Source organism: Pseudomonas sp. PS01303, assembly GCF_029959385.1.
GTDB classification, from domain to species: Bacteria; Pseudomonadota; Gammaproteobacteria; order Pseudomonadales; family Pseudomonadaceae; genus Aquipseudomonas; species Aquipseudomonas rustica.
Map to the genome: position 1 here is coordinate 1 of NZ_JASCPK010000122.1, position 17,317 is coordinate 17,317.

Genomic DNA, 17,317 nt, shown 5'->3' on the forward strand with positions numbered 1-17,317 from the left:
CCGTTGGGGCGCGCAGCGGCCCTAAAAAAAGCGGGGCCGCTGCGCAGCCCAACGGGGATAAATCCCCTCGCCACAGGGTTCGTTTGCACATTTGATTTGTCGGAAATTCTAGATCTCGATCAACGCACCCAACTCGCGCTCCAGCTCCTGCGGGTCCGCCAGGTTCAGCTCGATCAAGCGCCGCAACCGCTGGATCGACTCCAGACTGATATGCCGGCAAACAAACCCCAGCTGGCCGTTCTCTTCGTGCGCCAACTGCACGTCCATCTCGATATCAATCTCATCGCTCAGATGAATGTCGACGAAGAAGTCCTTCTCGGCATCCCCCAGCCAAGGCTCTGGCCGCTCGATCAGCAGGCCTTTGAGCGACAGGTCTATCAGCTTGACCGGCCAGATGTACTCGCCCTGACTCAGCTCGGTTCTGGCATCGAACGCAATACGTTTGAAGCGACGACGATTGGCTGGGTGCTCGCTCATGGCGCAATCCTCCGGAAGTTCGCTGACTATAGACCCGCATTGTCTAAGCGTACCAGCGTAGACGGGCCACTCAGACCAACGTCGGGGTATGGCCTTTGGCGCCGTAAGCGCTAAACTCGGGGTGGCTGTCTTTCTTGTCCACCCTGGCTGGAATAATAAAATGAAAAATAATAATAGCCTGCTACGCCACTTACCCTGGCTATTGCTGGCAATCGTAGGAGCGTGCGCCCTGGGCGTAGTGGCATTGCGCCGCGGCGAGGCGATCAACGCCTTGTGGATTGTGGTCGCCGCTGTGGCCATTTATCTGGTTGCGTACCGTTACTACAGTCTGTTCATCGCAAACAATGTGATGCAACTTGACCCGCGTCGGGCCACCCCCGCCGTGCTCAACAATGATGGTCTGGACTACGTGCCGACCAACAAACACATTCTTTTCGGTCACCACTTCGCGGCCATCGCTGGCGCGGGGCCGCTGGTTGGTCCGGTATTGGCGGCGCAGATGGGTTATCTGCCCGGCACGCTGTGGCTGATTGCCGGTGTGGTGCTGGCGGGTGCGGTGCAGGACTTTATGGTTCTGTTCATGTCGACCCGTCGCAACGGCCGCTCCCTTGGCGACATGGTGCGTGAAGAAATGGGTCGGATTCCCGGCACCATCGCACTGTTCGGCTGCTTCCTGATCATGATCATCATCCTCGCGGTGCTGGCGCTGATCGTGGTGAAAGCACTGGCCGAGAGCCCGTGGGGCATCTTCACCGTGATGGCGACCATCCCGATCGCGATGTTCATGGGCATTTATATGCGCTACATCCGCCCGGGCCGCATCGGCGAAATCTCCGTGGTCGGCGTGTTGCTGCTGCTCGGTTCGATCTGGCTGGGCGGGCAGATTGCTGCTGATCCGGTATGGGCCAAGGCCTTCACCTTCACCGGCGTGCAGATTACCTGGATGCTGGTCGGTTACGGTTTCGTCGCAGCATCGCTGCCGGTGTGGCTGATTCTGGCACCGCGTGACTACCTCTCCACGTTCCTCAAAATCGGTACCATCATCGCCTTGGCGATCGGCATTCTGGTGACCATGCCCGAGCTGAAAATGCCGGCGCTGACCCAGTTCGTCGACGGCACCGGTCCGGTGTGGAAGGGCGGTCTGTTCCCGTTCCTGTTCATCACCATCGCTTGCGGTGCGGTATCGGGCTTCCACGCACTGATTTCTTCGGGCACCACGCCGAAGCTGCTGGATAACGAAACCAACGCCCGTTACATCGGTTACGGCGGCATGCTGATGGAATCGTTCGTCGCGATCATGGCCATGGTTGCCGCTTCGGTGATCGAACCTGGCGTGTACTTCGCCATGAACAGCCCGGCCGCTGTGGTCGGCAGTGATGTCGCTTCGGTTGCGCAAGTGGTCTCCAGCTGGGGCTTTGCGATCACGCCGGAAGCGCTGCAAGCCGTGGCGCATGACATTGGCGAAACCACCATTCTCGCCCGTGCCGGTGGTGCGCCGACCCTGGCGGTCGGTATCGCGCAGATCCTGCACAGTGTCCTGCCGGGTGAAAACACCATGGCGTTCTGGTACCACTTCGCGATCCTGTTTGAAGCGCTGTTTATCCTGACCGCTGTCGACGCCGGTACTCGTGCCGGACGTTTCATGCTGCAGGATTTGCTCGGCTCCTTCGTGCCAGCGCTGAAACGTACCGAATCGTGGACGGCCAACCTGATCGCCACCGCCGGTTGTGTGGCGATGTGGGGCTGGTTGCTGTATCAGGGCGTGGTCGATCCACTGGGCGGCATCAACACCTTGTGGCCACTGTTCGGTATCTCCAACCAGATGCTGGCCGGTATCGCGCTGATGCTCGGCACCGTGGTTCTGATCAAAATGAAGCGTCAGCGCTACATTTGGGTCACCTTGCTGCCAGCCACCTGGCTGTTGATCTGCACCACGACGGCGGGCTTCATCAAATTATTCGATGCCAACCCGGCAATCGGCTTCCTGTCGCTGGCCAAGAAGTACAGCGATGCGCTGGCCAGTGGTCAGATTCTGGCCCCGGCGAAAAGCGTCGAGCAGATGCAGCACGTGATCTTCAACGCTTACACCAACGCAACGCTCACCGCGCTGTTCCTGTTCGTGGTCTTCAGCATCCTGTTCTATGCGCTCAAAGTCGGCATCGCCGCCTGGGGCAAAAAAGAGCGTACGGATAAAGAATCGCCATTCCAGGCTCTGCCGGATGCGTAACCAGAGGATTGCAGCATGTTCAATGACCTGAGTCGCCTCGGTAAATACCTCGGTCAGGCCGCGCGCCTGATGGTCGGCATGCCCGACTACGACACCTACGTCGAGCATATGCAAACCAAACACCCAGACAAACCGGTGATGAGCTACGAGATGTTCTTCCGCGAACGTCAGGAAGCCCGTTACGGTGGCAAGGGTGGGCCGAAGTGCTGTTGAGGCACATGAGCGTTCAGGCAACACAAGCACTGTAGGAGCACAGCTTGCTGGCGAAGGCGATCTTGAAGACGCCTTCGCTGGCAAGCCAGGCTCCTACAGTTTTTTTTGCGTGAGGGAGATTTAACTTGTCAGCTCCAATCCCGGTCACGGTACTCAGCGGTTTCCTCGGTGCCGGCAAGACCACCTTGCTGCGCCACATTCTGAAAGCCGAGCACGGCCTGAAAATCGCCGTGATCGAAAACGAATTCAGCGACGCCGGCATCGACACTCAGTTGCTCGGCGACGAACCGGTGCAAGTCATGACCCTGGCCAACGGCTGCGTCTGCTGCACCATTCACACCGACCTGACCAAAGCGCTGTACCTGCTGCTCGAGCGTCTGGACAGCGGCGAAATTGCCTTCGATCGTCTGGTCATCGAATGCACCGGCCTGGCCGATCCAGCGCCAGTCGCACAGACCTTTTTCATCGACGAGGAATTGCGCGAGCGTTACCTGCTCGACGGCATCATCACTCTGGTCGATGCCGCACACGCGGACGTGCATCTGAGCCAGACCATCGCCCAGGCGCAGATCGGTTTTGCCGACCGCTTGCTGGTGAGCAAGACCGATCTGGTCGACGAGGCCACGTTCACCGCGTTGAGCGAACGCCTGACGCGAATCAACCGTCGCGCGCCGATTCGTGTGGTTGATCACGGCAACATCGATCTGGCTGAGCTGCTCGATGTACGCGGCTTCAATCTCAACGCCGATCTGGGCGGCGGCTTGAGTTTGCGTCCGGTGAGTAAGGCGCCGTCGATCGATCGTATTTCCAGCCTGGTGCTGCGCACCGATCAACCGCTGGATATCGATCAGCTCAGCGAGTTCATGAATGAATTGCTGGAAGAGCACGGCAAGCAATTGCTGCGTTACAAAGGTGTGCTGAGCATTGCTGGCGAAGATCGTCGCTTGGTGTTTCAGGGCGTGCTGAAACTCTATGGTTTCGACTGGGACACCGAATGGGCCGAGGGTGAGGCGCGGGACAGTGTGATTGTGTTTATTGCTGATGATTTGCCGGAAGAGAAGATTCGGGCGGGGTTTGCCAAAGTAGTGGCGGGCTGATGATTCCTGGTTGTCAGTGATGGCCTCTTCGCGAGCAGGCTCACTCCTACAGTTGCAATGCGTTCCCCTGTAGGAGTGAGCCTGCTCGCGATAGCCATCTAACCAGCAACACAAGGCTCAAGGGCTGACCCCAGCAATGTCTGCTCAAGATGATCCAGATGCCGATTCATCAACATCCCGGCCTTGGAAGCATCCCCACATTCAACCGCCTCAACCAACGCCAAATGCTCCCGCCAAGCGCAACAGCTGTGCGCAGAAACCTCGCACCGCGCAATCGCCAACGAAGTAAGCGGTACCAGACTGCCCAAAAAATGCGCCAACGGCACATTCCCCGCCATCCTCGCCAACGTCAGATGAAACTCCCCCGACAAGCGAATCGCCGCCCCGCGCCGATCCTGCTCAACCGCCAGCCGCTCACGCTCGATCAACCCACGCAAGCGTTTCAAACCCTCAGCCTGCGGACGCTGACACGCCAACCGCACCAACGTGGTCTCGGCCAATCGCCGCGCATGCAAGGTCTGCCGCGTCTGTTCGCGATCCGGCGCCGCCACTCGCGGTCGATGATTGGCGCGCAGCACAACAATTTGCTCATGGTTCAGTTGCGTCAGCACCCGCCGCACGTCCGCGCGAGTGACGCCAAACATGTCTTTCAAACTGTCTTCGGTGAAACGGCTGTCCGCATCAAGGCGCTGTTCCAGAATCGCATCGAACAGTCGCGGGTAAAGATCCTCCGCCGGCGCGCGCAAGCGAGAGAAGGGCAGGGGCGTCGTGCTCTCGCGAGTGTGCGACGCTGAAGCGAAACTGTTCATGGCCTGTCTCCTGTAGGAATCAGCGACTCAGGTTGTCATCCGGAATATTCAGCTCGATGCCCATGCGCTGACCTTCTTGCAGAATGTGCCGACGCATTTCCGCGCTGGCCTGCGCGCTGTTCTTGCTGCGGATCGCGCGTACCACGGCTTCGTTTTCTTCAAGGCGTTCGGCCAGATGTTCCGGGGAGTTGCGCAACACTTCGGCGCTTTGCTTGAGGGCATTGCTGGTTTGCTGCACCACGCTCTGGAAAATCGGGTTTGACGTCAGGGTGAACAGCTCTTCGTGGAAGGCGATGTAAGCGCTGACGCCGGCTTCACTGTCGCCGGCCTCAAGGGCTTCGCGCATGTCCATCAGGGTCAGGCGCAATTGGCCGACTTCCTTGCTGCTGATCGACTGCGCCACCAGACCGACTATGAATGGCTCAAGGGTGTAGCGCAGTTGCAGCACATCTTCGAGGCTGGCACCGGCGACCGCGCTGTCGTGGCTTTGGCTGTCGCTGAGTTGTGCATCGAGGACGACCACGCCTTTGCCCGGCATCGAACGGACGAGGCCGAGGGTTTCCAGAACGATCACCGCTTCACGCAGGCTCGGGCGGCTGATGCCCAGTTGCTCGGCGAGTTCACGCTGGCCCGGCAGCATGTCGCCCGAGCGCCATTGGCCACGGGCGAGGGCGGCGCGGAGTTTTTCGACGACTGAGTTGACTACGGTTGATGTGGTTATCACTTTTTTGCTCCGTGAACCTTCGTGCAAGCCGCAGGCAAGATCAAAAGATCGCAGCCTGCGGCAGCTCCTACAGGTCAGAATTCCTGTTGGTGGGCGGGTGCCGCTGTTTTTCTCGGCTGAAAGTTATAGCCCTGTTCGCCGTTGAGCACCTTGTTTGCCCGCTGCACGTCGATGTCTTTTTCCCAACGGGCGATCGCAACCGTGGCGACGCAGTTGCCGATCAGGTTGGTCAGCGCGCGGCCGATGCCCATGAACCAGTCCACGGCCAAGACCAATACCAGGCCGACCACCGGGATCGCCGGAATCGCGGTCAGCGTCGCCGCCAGAATCACCAGTGCCGAACCGGGAATGCCGTGGGCGCCTTTCGAGGTGATCAGCGACACCAGCAGAATCGTCAGCAAATCGGTCATCGCTAGCGGCGTACCGGTGGCGTTGGCGATGAACACGATGGCCAGCGTCAGGTAGATCGAAAAACCATCGAGGTTGAACGAGTAGCCGGTTGGAATCACCAGCCCGACCGTCGAGCTGCCAATGCCTAAGTGTTCGAGTTTGCGCATGATTTGCGGCAACACGGCGTCGGATGACGCGGTGCCCATGACGATCAGCAATTCTTCACGCAGGTATTTGAGCAGCGGCCACATGCGCAGGCCGGACAGGCGCATGACAGTGCCAAGGATCAGCGCGACGAAAGCCATGCAAGTCAGGTAAAACAAACCGACCAGGCTGCCCAGATGCTGCAGCGAATCGAGGCCATATTTGCTGGTGGTGAAGGCGATGGCGCCAAACACGCCGATCGGCGCCAGACGCACGATCATGCCCATGATGCGGAAGATCACATGGCTCAATTCGTTGATCAGTCGCGAGATCCCGGACGCCGCTTCGCCGACCAGATTCAACGCGCTGCCGAACAGCACCGAGAACAGCAGCACTTGCAGAATGTTGTTGTCGGCGAAGGCGCCGATCACCGAAGTCGGAATCAGATCCATCAGGAACTGCGTGGTGGTGTGCATGTGCTGGCCGCGCTGGGCGATGTCGCCCATGTCGGCAGCGGACAACTGCTCCAAGTGGATATTCGCGCCGCTGCCGATGCCGGTGCTGAAGGCGAAGACCAGACCGATCACCAAGGCGATGGTGGTGAGGATTTCAAAGTAGATGACCGATTTGAGGCCGATGCGCCCGACCTTCTTCAGATCGCCCGCGCCGCTGATGCCGCTGACCACTACGCAGAACACGATCAGGCCGATGAGCATCTTGATCAGTTTGATGAAACCGTCGCCGAGCGGTTTGAGCTGGGCCGAATATTCAGGAAGGGTCAGCCCGCAGACGATGCCGAGCACCAGTCCGAGAACCACTTGGAGGAAGATTGAACGCGAGCACCATCTGAGCATGGGAGGAATCCTGGTCGGTGTCCTGGCTGCCGTGCGCTTGAACGCATCAGATTCAGGACTTAATTATTGTGGTCTTACCGGTATGTCCAGTGCAGGCGCAGTCTACGCTCGGTTTTTTCGGGATGACAAGTGAAAACATGAAAATTGGCATGACCGGTCTGACCGGTGGTAAAGATCAAGATCGCAGCCTTCGGCAGCTCCTACATTTGGAATGCGTTCACCTGTAGGAGCTGCCGAAGGCTGCGATCTTTTGATCTTTTTTCAGGCGAAAAAAAACCGGCCAATCACTTGGCCGGTTTTTCATGCTGCGGATTTAACGTCGCAATTAAGCGCCGTATACCGGCAGTTTCTTGCAGATGGCTTTGACTTTCTCACGAACGGCGTCGATCACCGCTTCGTTGTTCAGGTCAGCCAGGATGTCGCAGATCCAGCCGGCCAGCTCTTTGCACTCGGCTTGCTTGAAGCCACGAGTGGTCACAGCCGGAGTGCCGAAGCGCAGGCCGGAAGTGACGAACGGCGAGCGTGGATCGTTTGGCACGGAGTTCTTGTTCACGGTGATGAAGGCTTTGCCCAGAGCGGCGTCAGCATCTTTACCGGAGATGTCCTGCTTGATCAGCGACAGCAGGAACAGGTGGTTCTTGGTACCGCCCGAAACCACGTCGAAACCGCGTTCGATGAACACTTCGGCCATGGCCTGGGCGTTCAGCACCACTTGTTCCTGGTAGGCCTTGAACTCAGGCTGCAGCGCTTCCTTGAAGCAGATCGCTTTAGCGGCGATCACGTGCTCCAGCGGGCCACCCTGGGCGCCCGGGAATACCGCGGAGTTCAGCTTCTTCTCGATGTCGGCGTTGGCGCGCGCCAGGATCAGGCCGCCACGTGGGCCGCGCAGGGTCTTGTGCGTGGTGGTGGTCACGACGTCAGCGAAAGGCACCGGGTTCGGGTAGACGCCCGCGGCGACCAGACCGGCCACGTGAGCCATGTCGACGAACAGGTAAGCGCCGACTTTGTCAGCGATGGCGCGGAAGCGTGGGAAATCGAGAATCTGCGAGTAGGCAGAGAAACCGGCCACGATCATTTTTGGCTTGTGCTCAACCGCCAGACGCTCGACTTCGTCGTAGTCGATCAGGCCGTTGGCGTCGATGCCGTATTGAACCGCGTTGTACAGCTTGCCGGAGGAGGACACGCTGGCGCCGTGGGTCAGGTGACCGCCGTGGGCCAGGCTCATGCCCAGAATGGTGTCGCCACCTTGCAGCAGAGCCAGGTAAACAGCCGCGTTGGCTTGCGAACCGGCGTGCGGTTGAACGTTGGCGTAATCGGCGCCGAACAGCTCTTTGGCGCGGTCGATGGCCAGTTGCTCAACGATGTCGACGTACTCGCAACCACCGTAGTAACGCTTGCCTGGGTAGCCTTCAGCGTACTTGTTGGTCAGGACCGAGCCTTGAGCTTCCATCACCGCTGGGCTGGTGTAGTTTTCCGAAGCGATCAGCTCAATGTGTTCTTCCTGGCGCTGAGCTTCTTGCTCCATGGCGGCAAAAAGGTCGGCGTCGTACTTGGCAATAGTCAAATCACGGCTGAACATGGCGGTCCTCAAGGATCGGGGGCAGAAAAGGGGGGCATTCTAACCCAATGGGTTTTGGATGGCATATGAAACGACATCATGTCGCAGACAAGTGGCGTTCATGACAGATGTGCGGTGCTTTTGCTGGCCTCTTCGCGAGCAGGCTCGCTCCCACATTTGCAATCCGTCCCCCTGTGGGAGCGAGCCTGCTCGCGAATGCCGCGCCGTCGATGTTCAGTCGAACATGAACAACGCATCATTGCTGAACTGCGCCTCAAACCGGCTCGCCGGCATCGGCCGCCCGAATAGATAACCCTGAACTTCGTCGCAACCATGTTCACGCAGGAAATCCAGTTGCTCATGGGTTTCCACACCCTCAGCAATCACCGCCAGATTCAGGCTGTGCGCCATAGCAATGATCGCCCTGGCAATCTGCGCGTCCTGCTCACCGGATGGCAAACCGTCGACAAACGTGCGGTCGATCTTCAGCACATCGATCGGGAACTGCTTGAGGTAGTTCAGCGATGAATAACCGGTGCCGAAGTCATCGACCGCAATGCTCAGGCCGAGGTTTTTCAGCCCGGCGAGAATCTGCATCGCCTCGCTGACTTCGCGCATCAGAATACTTTCGGTCAGCTCCAGTTCCAGACACGCCGGCGGCAGGCCGGTTTCGCGCAGGATCGTGGCGATCCGCGTGCCGAGTTGGCCGTCGGAGAACTGCCGCGCGGAAATGTTCACCGACACCTTCGGCACGCGCACACGGTTCTGGTGCCAGGTCTTCAGTTGGCGGCAGGCTTCGCTGATCACCCAATCGCCAACGTCGACCACCAGACCGAGTTCTTCCAGCACCGGAATGAAATCCCCCGGCGGCACCAGTCCACGACGCGGGTGACGCCAGCGCAGCAGGGCTTCGGCGCCGGTCAGGCGTTTGCCGTCGCCGCTGAATTGCGGCTGGTAATACAGGACGAATTCGTCCTGCTCCAAGGCGTGGCGCAAATCGCTTTCCAGCTCCAGACGCTCCAGCGCACTGGCGTTCATGTCGGCCTGATAGAACTGGAAGTTGTTCTTGCCACGTTCCTTGGCGTGGTACATCGCGGTGTCGGCGTTCTTCATCAACTGGCTGAGTTCGTTGCCATCCTGCGGACTCAGGGCGATGCCGATACTTGCGGTGACAAAAAACTCGCGGCCTTCCAGCACAAACGGTCGCACCAGGCTGGCGAGAATCTGCTCGGCCACATGAATCGCCCGGTTCAGTGCCAGTTCGCGGCTGGAACGGTGTTGCAGGAGCAAGGTGAATTCATCGCCGCCCATGCGCGCGACGGTGTCGTCGTTGTCGACGCAGGCCAGCAGGCGCGTGGCCATGTCTTTCAACATGCGGTCACCGGCAGCGTGACCGAGGGAGTCGTTGATCGGTTTGAAACGGTCGAGGTCGAGGAACATCAGCACCACCCACGACTTCTGCCGCTCCGCCGATTGCAGCGCCGTGTGCAGGCGATCCTGGAACAGCGTGCGGTTCGGCAAGTGGGTCAGGGCGTCGTAATAAGCGAGGCGGTGGATGCGCTGTTCGCTGGCCTTACGCTCGCTGATGTCGCTGAAGAAACACACGTAACTGGCCAGATCGCCTTCGTCGTCGAGCACCGCAGTAATGCCAACCCACGCCGGATAATGCTCGCCATTGCGGCGTTTCATCCAGACTTCGCCTTCCCAGGTGCTGTGCTGATGCAATTGCTTGAGCACGTAACGCAGATGCGCGTCCTGCTGTTCGTCGACCGTGAGCATGTTCGGCAACTGGTCGAGCACTTCGCTGACCGCGTAACCGCTGACGCGACTGAATGCTTCGTTGGCCTGAACGATGTAACCGGCCGGGTCGGTGATCAGGATCGCCGAGGTCGAGTGTTCGAATACGGTGGCAGCCATGCGCAGGTCTTTTTCGGCGCGGCGCTGCTGGCTGATGTCGCGACCGACCCCGAGCACGCCTTCAAAACCGCCATGCTCATCCCAGACCAAGACCAGACGCAGTTCGATTGGAATCTTGCGGCCATCGGCGCGCAGACAGTCGAACAGGAACAATTGCGTCTGCACCTGACTGCGCAACAGCGCCAGTTGCTCGGGTTTATTCAGCGATTTGCTGACCCGATCCATCAGCGTGTAGATGCCGCTCAATTGCTGCGGGTTGGCAATGATCGATTGCCAGCCATTCTGAAAAATCCACTCGGCATCAAAGCCCAGCACCGCCTGCACCGACGGGCTGACGTAGTTCAGCGAGAGCTTGCTGTCGGTGGAGAAAATCACGTCGCTGATGCTTTCGGCGAGCATGCGATAACGCTGCTCGCTGTCGCGCAGGGACTCGCTGGCCTCAATCTGCTCGGTGATGTCCTTGGCCACGCCGATGATCCGCGTGACCTGATCGTGCTTGTCGCGCGCCAGTGCCTGTTCGCGAATATCAAAGCGCCGCCAGTTACCGTCGCGATGGCGGAAGCGCAGCTGACATTGCAGTAATTGACTGTAACCGGCATGGCGCTGGGATTGGCGCGAGCGGTGGTAATAATCGGCGTCTTCCGGGTGCAGAAGGATTTCCCAAAAATACTCGCCCATCTGGTGCAATTCGGTGCGGTTGTAGCCGAGGGTCTGCCCGAGGTGGTGGTTGCTGAAAATCATCCGCTGGCTGATCACGTCCTGCACATACAGATGATCCGGCACGGTGCGCACCACGTCCGACCAGAACCCTTCGCGCTCCAGCAACGACAGCTCGACCAGTTTGCGGCTGGTGATGTCGTTGATGCTGAGGATCACCGCCGTGTAATCGTGCTGCTCGGTCGGCAGGCGCAAGACCATCCACAGGTGTTGATCGCGGCCATTGATGTCCGCCAGTTTGATTTCCAGTTCCAGCTGCTTTTGCTGTTGCAGCACGGCGTCGAGGATTTGATTGCCGATCGCGCACTGACGGTGCGGATGACCGTCGATCAACAGTTGCCACGCTTGTTCGCAGGAATTGACGTTGAGCAGTTGCAACGCGACCTGGTTGACCTCGGTGACACGCAACTCTTGCAGCAATTGCTGGCGTTGCGCCGGTTGGTCGAGCCAGGCCTTGAGCTGGTCGCTGGTCTGGATCTGCGCTTTCTCGAAAACCTGTTTCAGGCCAGACAGATCGAGCACACACAACGCAACGCCGGTGCCTTCGAAAATATCCTGATAGCGCCGGCGACCTTCATGCAACTGGCGCTGACGGCGGCGCATGTTCAACAGCGCGATCACCGGCAGCAGCGAGAAAGCCAGACCGAGCAGGCATTTGCCGATAAACGCCGGGAGCAATTCTTCGAGCACGCGCTGACGGTCGAACAGACCGCGCAACTGCCAGTCGCTGCTGCTCAGCGGCACAGTCAGCACCGTGTCGGCCAGATCGTCAGGGGAAAGCACGCTGGGCTTGGCCGAGGGCAACGCTTTATCGCGACTGACGATCTGATGGTTGATGCGGTTTTCCACCAGCCACAAAGGGCGCAGGCCGGTTTCGCCCTGTTTGGTCAGCGAATCGAAAAACGTCGGCGTCAGGCGCAGCGCCCAATAACCGCGCGAACTGCCGCTGGCCTGATGCAGCAACAGATGCACCACCGAGCCGTCATCAGCGTTGCTGAAGTAGTGCGCTTGAGCACGACTGCGCCGAACCAGTTCGGTGAGGTAATCGGCGTCGTGACTGTCGGCGGCGCTGTCGCTGAGGATTCGCCCGGAAGGACTGAGCAACGCCATGCTGCGCAGATCCGGCAGCGATTGCTGAAGTTTGCGCAGCAGCGCCTGCTGTTCGTCGGCGGTTTGCGGTTGCTCGACGATCGGTAGCAGGTTGAGAGCGATTTGCGCGTTCAGCGCCATGTTCAGGCTGACTTGTGAAGCGAGGTCGGCGGTGTAGTCGATGGTGTACTGGCGCTGGTTTTTCTGGGTCTCGCGCAGTTGATCGAGCAGTTGCCAGAACAGCAACGCCAGCAGCAACAGCACCAAAGTCGCCAGCGCACCCTTTAATGTCCCGCGCAGGGGTGAGCCGGGCGCCGGAGGGGTGCTGCTCACAGAGGCTGGCGGAGTGACATTGGACAAGCTGTAATCCTGCGGTCTGGCTGGACTGGCGCGACGTGCACTATAAGCCGGACGCCCAAAGGGCGGCTAGCATGCCTTGAGTTGTGGCGAAGTGCCAGCCCCGCTCGGCTGGACTGCCACCGGTCATTAAGGTAGCTTTGCCGGTTACGCGGGAGCGTTCCAGCTCCTAGACTCAGACTTTTTCAGCGCGCACGCATTGATAACCATCAAGTGAACGACGCGCATGGTCTGGCCGGGCATCGCCCGCGCTGCAATCATTCATCTGTCACTGACCCAAGGTTCTCCATGGCTCAATACGTCTTCACCATGCATCGGCTGGGCAAAGTTGTTCCGCCGAAGCGGGAAATCCTCAAAAACATTTCGCTGTCGTTCTTCCCCGGCGCCAAGATCGGCGTGCTCGGCCTCAACGGTTCGGGTAAGTCCACGCTGCTGAAAATCATGGCCGGCGTCGACACCGAGTTCGAAGGCGAAGCGCGCCCGATGCCGGAACTGAACATCGGTTATCTGCCGCAAGAGCCACAACTTGATCCGACCAAGACCGTGCGTGAAGTGGTCGAGGAAGCGGTCAGCGTGATCAAGAACGCTCAGGCTCGCCTGGACGAGGTCTACGCGGCTTATGCTGAAGAAGATGCCGACTTCGACAAACTGGCGGCTGAACAGGCCAAGCTCGAAGCGATCCTGCAAGCCAGCGATGGTCACAACCTTGATCGCCAACTGGAAGTCGCCGCCGACGCGCTGCGTCTGCCAGCGTGGGACGCCAAGGTCGAATTCCTCTCCGGTGGTGAAAAACGTCGTGTGGCCCTGTGCCGCTTGCTGCTGTCCGCCCCGGACATGCTCCTGCTCGACGAACCAACCAACCACTTGGACGCCGATTCCGTTGCGTGGCTGGAGCACTTCCTGCACGACTTCCCGGGCACCGTGGTAGCGATCACGCACGACCGTTACTTCCTCGACAACGTCGCTGGCTGGATTCTGGAACTCGACCGCGGCGCGGGCATTCCGTACGAAGGCAACTACTCGGGCTGGCTTGAAGCCAAGTCCGATCGTCTGGCCGCTGAATCCAAGCAGCAGTCGGCGCACGAAAAAGCCATGAAGGAAGAATTGGAGTGGGTGCGCAAAGGCGCGAAAGCCCGCCAGTCGAAATCCAAGGCACGTCTGCAACGCTTCGAAGAAATGCAATCGCAGGAATTCCAGAAGCGCAGCGAAACCAACGAGATCTACATCCCGGCCGGCCCGCGTCTGGGCGACAAGGTCATCGAATTCAAGAACGTCACCAAGGGCTACGGCGATCGCGTGTTGATCGACAACCTGTCGTTCTCGATGCCGAAGGGCGCCATCGTCGGTGTGATCGGCGGTAACGGTGCCGGTAAATCGACCCTGTTCCGCATGCTGATGGGCAAGGAGCAACCGGATTCGGGCAGCATCGAAGTCGGCGAAACCGTGCAACTGGCTTGCGTCGATCAGAGCCGCGACGACCTCGACGGCAGCAAGACTGTGTTCCAGCAGATTTCCGACGGTTCCGACCAGATCCGCATCGGCAACTACGAGATCCCGTCGCGCACTTACGTCGGTCGCTTCAACTTCAAGGGCGGCGATCAGCAGAAGTTCGTCAAGGATCTGTCCGGTGGTGAGCGCGGTCGTCTGCACCTCGCGCTGACCCTGAAGGAGGGCGGTAACGTCCTGCTGCTCGACGAACCGTCCAACGACCTCGACGTTGAAACCCTGCGTTCCCTGGAAGAAGCCCTGCTGGACTTCCCGGGCGCTGCAATTGTGATCTCTCACGATCGGTGGTTCCTTGACCGCGTGGCGACACACATCCTCGCGTACGAAGACGACTCGCAAGCGATCTTCTTCGAAGGCAACTACACCGAGTACGAAGCGGATCGCAAGAAACGCCTCGGCGAAGCAGCTGCCCAGCCACACCGGGTACGTCACAAGAAACTGGCCTGATTCGGGTTGGTTGCATAAAAAGCGGAGCCTTTGGGCTCCGTTTTTTTTGCCCGGGTTTTTTCAGGGGAACCGAGGTGTGGCCATCGCGAGCAGGCTCACTCCTACATTTGAAATGCATTCCCCTTGTAGGAGTGAGCCTGCTCGCGATAGCGGTATAGCTGTTGGTGCATCAATCTAATTTTATCTCCCCATTCAGGTGCAAATCAGAGCCAAAAATCTGCCTGATTTATATCCTGTGCACCATTTGATTTCATATCCGCGACATTTCGCTCTATTCCTGTGCGCAATTGGTTTGTTACAGTCCGGCCCAATCTCTTCCAACGATAATAAATTTGCCGAGACTTTCCCCATGATCGAATCCGTCGAATCCTTCCTCGCCCGCCTGAAAAAACGCGACCCGGATCAGCCCGAATTTCACCAGGCCGTCGAAGAAGTCCTGCGCAGCCTGTGGCCATTTCTCGAAGCCAATCCGCACTACCTGACCTCGGGAATTCTGGAACGCATCTGCGAGCCGGAGCGTGCCGTGGTGTTCCGCGTGTCGTGGGTCGACGATCAAGGCAAAGTGCAGGTCAATCGCGGTTTCCGCATCCAGATGAACAGCGCCATCGGCCCGTACAAGGGCGGTTTGCGTTTCCATCCGTCGGTGAACATGGGCGTGCTGAAATTCCTCGCCTTCGAACAGACCTTCAAAAACTCTCTGACCTCGTTGCCCATGGGCGGCGGCAAGGGCGGTTCGGATTTCGATCCGAAGGGCAAGAGCGACGCCGAAGTCATGCGTTTCTGCCAGGCGTTCATGAGCGAGTTGTATCGTCACATCGGCGCCGACGTTGATGTGCCGGCCGGTGACATCGGTGTCGGGGCGCGCGAGATCGGTTTCCTCTTCGGCCAGTACAAACGCCTGAGCAACCAGTTCAGCAGCGTGCTGACCGGCAAAGGCATGACCTACGGCGGCAGCCTGATTCGTCCGGAAGCCACCGGTTTCGGTTGTGTGTACTTCGCGGAAGAAATGCTCAAACGTCGCGAGCAAACCGTGGAAGGCAAACGCGTGGCGATCTCCGGTTCCGGCAACGTCGCGCAATACGCCGCGCGCAAAGTGATGGATCTGGGCGGCAAGGTGATTTCGCTGTCCGACTCCGAAGGCACGCTGTATTGCGAGGCGGGCCTGAGCGAAGAACAGTGGTCGGCGCTGCTGCAGCTGAAAAACGTCAAACGCGGACGTATCAGCGAATTGGCCTCAGCGTTCGGCCTGGAATTCCGCGCCGGTCAGTTGCCGTGGTCGCTGCCATGCGATATCGCATTGCCGTGCGCCACGCAGAACGAACTCGACGCCGAAGCCGCGCGCACGCTGCTGCGCAATGGCTGCGTATGCGTCGCTGAGGGCGCGAACATGCCGACCACGCTGGAGGCTGTGGATATCTTTATCGAGGCCGGCATTCTCTTCGCGCCGGGCAAGGCGTCCAATGCCGGCGGTGTCGCGGTGAGTGGTCTGGAGATGTCGCAGAACGCCATGCGTCTGCTGTGGACGGCGGGTGAGGTGGACAGCAAGCTGCACGCGATCATGCAGTCGATCCACCACGCTTGCGTGCATTACGGCGAAGAAAATGGGCGGATCAATTACGTCAAAGGCGCGAACATCGCCGGTTTCGTCAAAGTCGCCGACGCGATGCTGGCGCAGGGTGTGGTTTAAGCCGGTTCGATGCGGATCACTTCAATCACTTGATCGCCGGCGGGGCGCTGCCACAGCACCTCGTCGTTGAGCCGGGCACCGAGCAGCGCCCGGCCCAGCGGTGAACCCCAATTGATCAGGCCTTTGGCGGCATCGGCCTGATCTTCGCCGACCAGTTGCACGCGGCGTTCTGTGTCGTGCTCATCCGCGTAGGTGACCCAACTGCCGATCTGCACTTTGTCTCTGGACGTTGCGGCGACGGCGACTTGCGCACTGCTCAAGCGCTGATTGAAATAACGCAAATCCCTTTGCAGGTCGGCCAGCCGTTGTTTGTCGGCCTGCTCACCTTTGGCCGATTGCTCGGCGTGTTGGGTTTGCAGTTCGGCGACTCTCGCCTGCAACTGCGCCAAGCCTTGTGACGTGACGTAATTGGGCTGCTCACTGACCTGCCGTTCAACCGGTTGATCGGCTTGTGCGGCGGCGTTGTCTTCGTTGACGAAAGCACGGCTCATGGGTTCCTCCTCGTATGAGGTTTGGGCCATGCTCGCAGGCATTTGGTTTCACTGGATGTCTGGGAGCGACCTAGGGCGAGCGGTAAGCCCGCGCGGCGTCCTGATCTTTTTGCTGCTGCCAGGCGCGCTCGCGTTCGTCCCAATGCTCATTACGGTACTCGTCGCGATCCTTGTTTTCGAGCATCGCCTGACATTGGCGGAAGCCGTCCGTCCAGCCTTCGGCGTATTGCTTGTCTTTGAGATAGCGCGGGACGTTTTTGCGGAATTCGCCGCTGATCGAACCGGCAGCCTGGCGACCACTGACGCAACCGTCATCGAAACCGTCGGCAAAGGCCGGTGGGTAGCCTTTGGCGATCAAATCATCGTGGGTGGTCTGGCAACCGCTCACGAACAGCAAAACCCCCAGCAAACCCGCACACCGCCACATCGCACTCTCCTGAGCCGGTTGTCCGGCTTATAAGGAGAGTCTAGAAGCAGATTCATGAGGCGGCTGTCGAAGCCCTGTGAAAAATCCATTAACAGCACATTTCCCTTGTAGGAGTGAGCCTGCTCGCGATAGCGGTGTATCAGTCACCACAACAGTGACTGATGAATTGCTATCGCGAGCAGGCTC

General features: G+C 59.3%; 13 protein-coding genes. 5 read left to right on the forward strand and 8 right to left on the reverse strand.

All coding sequences use genetic code 11. The features are described from left to right. Positions 1-108: 108 nt before the first annotated feature. The gene (locus QMX93_RS23970) at positions 109-477 is read right to left on the reverse strand and encodes a PilZ domain-containing protein (protein WP_053124024.1); all 369 of its coding nucleotides are present in this window, start codon (positions 475-477) and stop codon (positions 109-111) included. A gap of 160 nt (positions 478-637) precedes the next feature. Here QMX93_RS23970 and QMX93_RS23975 point away from each other — a divergent pair, with 160 nt between their 5' ends. From QMX93_RS23975 to yjiA, 3 genes are all read left to right on the forward strand, one after another. Further along, positions 638-2,704 carry a carbon starvation CstA family protein gene (locus QMX93_RS23975; protein ID WP_212550814.1) on the forward strand — a complete coding sequence of 689 codons (2,067 nt, stop codon included), beginning with the start codon at positions 638-640 and terminating at the stop codon, positions 2,702-2,704. A gap of 15 nt (positions 2,705-2,719) precedes the next feature. Then, positions 2,720-2,917, forward strand: a complete 198-nt coding sequence (locus QMX93_RS23980; RefSeq protein ID WP_003228401.1) for a YbdD/YjiX family protein — start codon at positions 2,720-2,722, stop codon at positions 2,915-2,917. A 125-nt stretch (positions 2,918-3,042) separates the two neighbouring features. After that, positions 3,043-4,014: a GTPase gene (gene yjiA, locus QMX93_RS23985; RefSeq protein WP_282358202.1), complete on the forward strand. Its 972-nt coding sequence runs from the start codon at positions 3,043-3,045 to the stop codon at positions 4,012-4,014. 98 nt (positions 4,015-4,112) lie between these two features. On the opposite strand, the gene QMX93_RS23990 is transcribed toward yjiA, so the two are convergent. From QMX93_RS23990 to morA, 5 genes are all read right to left on the reverse strand, one after another. Continuing rightward, the gene (locus QMX93_RS23990; protein ID WP_282358204.1) at positions 4,113-4,823 is read right to left on the reverse strand and encodes a GntR family transcriptional regulator; all 711 of its coding nucleotides are present in this window, start codon (positions 4,821-4,823) and stop codon (positions 4,113-4,115) included. A gap of 19 nt (positions 4,824-4,842) precedes the next feature. Next, positions 4,843-5,547: a FadR/GntR family transcriptional regulator gene (locus QMX93_RS23995; RefSeq protein WP_053124015.1), complete on the reverse strand. Its 705-nt coding sequence runs from the start codon at positions 5,545-5,547 to the stop codon at positions 4,843-4,845. A gap of 74 nt (positions 5,548-5,621) precedes the next feature. Further along, positions 5,622-6,935, reverse strand: a complete 1,314-nt coding sequence (locus tag QMX93_RS24000) for a C4-dicarboxylate transporter DctA (RefSeq protein WP_159813579.1) — start codon at positions 6,933-6,935, stop codon at positions 5,622-5,624. A 325-nt stretch (positions 6,936-7,260) separates the two neighbouring features. Continuing rightward, the gene (gene glyA, locus QMX93_RS24005) at positions 7,261-8,514 is read right to left on the reverse strand and encodes a serine hydroxymethyltransferase (RefSeq protein ID WP_007909785.1); all 1,254 of its coding nucleotides are present in this window, start codon (positions 8,512-8,514) and stop codon (positions 7,261-7,263) included. Positions 8,515-8,727: 213 nt separating this feature from the next. Next, positions 8,728-12,576 carry a bifunctional diguanylate cyclase/phosphodiesterase gene (gene morA / locus QMX93_RS24010; protein ID WP_212545796.1) on the reverse strand — a complete coding sequence of 1,283 codons (3,849 nt, stop codon included), beginning with the start codon at positions 12,574-12,576 and terminating at the stop codon, positions 8,728-8,730. A gap of 285 nt (positions 12,577-12,861) precedes the next feature. Between morA and ettA the strand changes: the two genes are divergently transcribed. Then, on the forward strand, positions 12,862-14,526 hold the full coding sequence (gene ettA, locus QMX93_RS24015; RefSeq protein ID WP_008078577.1) for an energy-dependent translational throttle protein EttA: 1,665 nt from the start codon (positions 12,862-12,864) through the stop codon (positions 14,524-14,526). A 349-nt stretch (positions 14,527-14,875) separates the two neighbouring features. After that, the gene (gene gdhA / locus QMX93_RS24020) at positions 14,876-16,213 is read left to right on the forward strand and encodes an NADP-specific glutamate dehydrogenase (protein WP_282358205.1); all 1,338 of its coding nucleotides are present in this window, start codon (positions 14,876-14,878) and stop codon (positions 16,211-16,213) included. Here gdhA and QMX93_RS24025 read toward each other — a convergent pair. Continuing rightward, a complete protein-coding gene (locus QMX93_RS24025; protein WP_282358207.1) occupies positions 16,210-16,704 on the reverse strand; it encodes a GreA/GreB family elongation factor in 495 nt (164 codons plus the stop codon). The genes gdhA and QMX93_RS24025 overlap by 4 nt on opposite strands. A 70-nt stretch (positions 16,705-16,774) precedes the next feature. Then, the gene (locus QMX93_RS24030; protein ID WP_053124000.1) at positions 16,775-17,131 is read right to left on the reverse strand and encodes a hypothetical protein; all 357 of its coding nucleotides are present in this window, start codon (positions 17,129-17,131) and stop codon (positions 16,775-16,777) included. Positions 17,132-17,317: the final 186 nt, after the last annotated feature.

Bases quoted from the DNA above. Each gene is read 5' to 3' on its own strand.
- QMX93_RS23975 (WP_212550814.1), top strand. From the start codon at position 638: ATGAAAAATAATAATAGCCTGCTACGCCACTTACCCTGGCTATTGCTG.
- QMX93_RS23990 (WP_282358204.1), bottom strand. From the start codon at position 4,823: ATGAACAGTTTCGCTTCAGCGTCGCACACTCGCGAGAGCACGACGCCC.
- gdhA (WP_282358205.1), top strand. From the start codon at position 14,876: ATGATCGAATCCGTCGAATCCTTCCTCGCCCGCCTGAAAAAACGCGAC.
- ettA (WP_008078577.1), top strand. From the start codon at position 12,862: ATGGCTCAATACGTCTTCACCATGCATCGGCTGGGCAAAGTTGTTCCG.
- QMX93_RS24000 (WP_159813579.1), bottom strand. From the start codon at position 6,935: ATGCTCAGATGGTGCTCGCGTTCAATCTTCCTCCAAGTGGTTCTCGGA.
- QMX93_RS24030 (WP_053124000.1), bottom strand. From the start codon at position 17,131: ATGTGGCGGTGTGCGGGTTTGCTGGGGGTTTTGCTGTTCGTGAGCGGT.
- glyA (WP_007909785.1), bottom strand. From the start codon at position 8,514: ATGTTCAGCCGTGATTTGACTATTGCCAAGTACGACGCCGACCTTTTT.
- QMX93_RS24025 (WP_282358207.1), bottom strand. From the start codon at position 16,704: ATGAGCCGTGCTTTCGTCAACGAAGACAACGCCGCCGCACAAGCCGAT.
- QMX93_RS23970 (WP_053124024.1), bottom strand. From the start codon at position 477: ATGAGCGAGCACCCAGCCAATCGTCGTCGCTTCAAACGTATTGCGTTC.
- QMX93_RS23980 (WP_003228401.1), top strand. From the start codon at position 2,720: ATGTTCAATGACCTGAGTCGCCTCGGTAAATACCTCGGTCAGGCCGCG.